The 3,256-nt window shown below is 58.9% G+C and carries 2 rRNA genes; both read right to left on the bottom strand.

Annotated features, from left to right (window positions below):
- Positions 1–48: 48 nt before the first annotated feature.
- Positions 49–163, bottom strand: a 5S ribosomal RNA gene (gene rrf, locus FHS87_RS22950).
- Between the two features lie 117 nt (positions 164–280).
- Positions 281–3,022: ribosomal RNA gene (locus FHS87_RS22945) — 23S ribosomal RNA — on the bottom strand.
- Positions 3,023–3,256 lie beyond the last annotated feature (234 nt).

The following is a 3,256-nucleotide window of genomic DNA, read 5'->3' as shown; positions in this document are numbered from 1 at the left end:
GCTCCACCCCGCGTGGGTGATGTATCCGTTTTTTGATCCGGTCTGGTGGCCTGGCGCCGACCGACTCTCCCGCGCCTTAAGACGCAGTACCATGGGCGCTGAGTGGTTTCACGGCCGAGTTCGGGATGGGATCGGGTGTGGCACACTCGCTAGGGGCACCAGGCCACCGGGCCGGATCAAAGGGGTGACGGATGGGTTGGTGAGGGGATGGTGTGTTGAGGGGGCAGGGTACGTGTTGGTGCTGCGTGCGGTGAGGGGGATTAGCCCTCATGCGGTGGAGGAAGTGAGTTCGATCGGGCGATTAGGACCGCTCGGCTGCGACGGTTACCCGTCTTCCACCTGCGGCCTATCAACGTGATGGTCTATCACGGCCCTTGGGGAGACCTCGTCTTGAGGCTGGTTTCCCGCTTAGATGCCTTCAGCGGTTATCCGTTCCGCACTTGGCTACCCGGCGATGCGGCTGGCGCCACAACCGGTGCACCAGAGGTGCGTCCATCCCGGTCCTCTCGTACTAGGGACAGATCCTCTCAAGTCTCCAACACCCATGGCAGATAGGGACCGAACTGTCTCACGACGTTCTAAACCCAGCTCACGTACCGCTTTAATCGGCGAACAGCCGAACCCTTGGGACCTGCTCCAGCCCCGGGATGCGATGAGCCGACATCGAGGTGCCAAACCTCCCCGTCGATGTGGACTCTTGGGGGAGATCAGCCTGTTATCCCTAGAGTACCTTTTATCCGTTGAGCGATGGCCCTTCCACGCGGGACCACCGGATCACTAAGGCCGACTTTCGTCTCTGCTCGCGCTGTCGCGCTCGCAGTCAGGCGGGCTTGTGCCTTTGCACTCAACAGCCGATGTCCGACCGGCCTGAGCCCACCATCGCGCGCCTCCGTTACACTTTGGGAGGCGACCGCCCCAGTCAAACTGCCCACCAGGCAGGGTCCCGACCCCGGCTAACGGGGTTCGGTTAGACGCCAGAAAGGCGCAGGGTGGTATTTCAAGGTTGCCTCCACAAAGGCTAGCGCCCCTGCTTCATCGGCTCCCACCTATCCTACACAGCCCCTTCCTGGCGCCACTGCCAAGCTGCAGTAAAGGTTCATAGGGTCTTTCCGTCTGACCACGGGTACCCCGCATCTTCACGGGGAATTCAATTTCGCTGAGCCCATGCTGGAGACAGTGGGGAGGTCGTTACGCCATTCGTGCAGGTCGGAACTTACCCGACAAGGAATTTCGCTACCTTAGGACCGTTATAGTTACGGCCGCCGTTTACCGGGGCTTCAGTTCGAGGCTCTCACCTCTCCCTTTAACCTTCCGGCACCGGGCAGGCGTCAGACCCTATACGTCATCTCTCGATTTCGCAGAGCCCTGTGTTTTTACTAAACAGTCGCCACCCCCTGGTCTGTGCCACCCCACAACACTTGCGTGCCATGGGGTCTCGCTTATCCCGAAGTTACGCGAGCAATTTGCCTAGTTCCTTCAGCATGGTTCTCTCAAGCGCCTCGGTATACTCAACCAGTCCACCTGTGTCGGTTTCGGGTACGGTCCATAATCCCAGTGCTATTTCCCGGACCAATCCACCTGCCCCCTCAATCCGATAAGAGGAGACCGCGCTTCATGGTCGTCACATCTGGGGGGCCAGGGAATATTCACCCTGTTTCCATCGGCTACGGCTGTCGCCCTCGCCTTAGGGGCCGGCTCACCCTGCGCGGATTGGCCTTGCGCAGGAACCCTTGGACTTTCGGCGAGAGGGGTTCTCACCCTCTTTGTCGCTACTCATGTCCGCATTCGCACTTCCGATACCTCCAGGAGCCCTCACGGGTCTCCCTTCGCAGGCCTACGGAACGCTCCGCTACCGCTCAGCTTGCGCTGAACCCACGTCTTCGGCTCGTGGCTTGAGCCCCGTTACATTTTCGCCGCAGAACAGCTATTAGACCAGTGAGCTATTACGCTTTCTTTAAAGGATGGCTGCTTCTAAGCCAACCTCCTGGTTGTTTTGGCCGTCCCACATGCTTTCCCACTTAGCCACGAATTAGGGGCCTTAGACGGTGGTCTGGGCTGTTTCCCTCTCGACAATGGACCTTAGCACCCACTGTCTGTCTGCCAGGCTACACTCACCGGCATTCGGAGTTCGGTAGGGTTTGGTAGGGCTTTGGGCCCCCCTAGCCCTTCCGGTGCTCTACCTCCGGCGGTGACCACCTGACGATCTACCTCAATAGATTTCGCGGAGAACCAGCTATTTCCGAGTTTGATTGGCCTTTCACCCCTAGCCACAGCTCATCCCCGACTTTTTCAACAGGCGTGGGTTCGGCCCTCCAGTGGGTGTTACCCCACCTTCAGCCTGGCCATGGCTAGATCACTCGGTTTCGGGTCTCATGCCGGCAACTCAAGCGCCCTTGTCAGACTCGCTTTCGCTGCGCCTACACCTCACGGCTTAAGCTTGCTGCCAACACGAACTCGCGGACCCATTATACAAAAGGTACGCCGTCACCCCACAACGGGGGCTCCGACTGCTTGTAAGCGCTCGGTTTCAGGTCTCTTTCACTCCCCTTGTCGGGGTGCTTTTCACCTTTCCCTCACGGTACTTGTGCACTATCGGTCGCCAAGGAGTATTTAGGCTTGGAGGGTGGTCCCCCCATGTTCAGACAGGGTTTCACGTGCCCCGCCTTACTCAAGGATCCTGCTGAGCACTACGCCTACGGGACTATCACCCGCTGCGGTGGACCTTTCCAGATCCTTCGGCTTCTCCCAGCAAAACCACTGGCCTGCTCCCCGTTCGCTCGCCACTACTAGGGGAATCTCTGTTGATGTCTTTTCCTCCAGGTACTGAGATGTTTCAGTTCCCCGGGTTCGCCTCCACACCCTATGTATTCAGGTGCAGATCTCCATAAAGGAGGGGTTTCCCCATTCGGACATCCGCGGATCAACGATCGCTCGCATCTCCCCGCGGCTTTTCGCAGCGTGCCACGTCCTTCATCGCCTCTTGGCGCCAAGGCATCCACCGAACGCCCTTCTTTCACTCAACTTCTTCCACCGCCCGCACGCAGGACCAACACGACCCAGAACATCCGCCCCAGATCATCACCAGAACCCGCGCGTCCAACCGGACGGCAGCAACACCGAGAACAACTCTACTCAAACCCCAGATCACCACCAACACGCACAGCATACCCGAAAGCATGCCAGCGCATCAGCAGCCACCAGGGCTACTCAACACACCATTCCGATTCACCTGTCAAAGATCACGAGAAACCACCAC

The sequence above is a fragment of the Muricoccus pecuniae genome (genome assembly GCF_014199205.1).
Taxonomy (GTDB): domain Bacteria; phylum Pseudomonadota; class Alphaproteobacteria; order Acetobacterales; family Acetobacteraceae; genus Roseomonas; species Roseomonas pecuniae.
The sequence above is the reverse complement of the archived record's forward strand: the minus strand, read 5'-3'. Positions and strand labels throughout refer to the sequence as shown.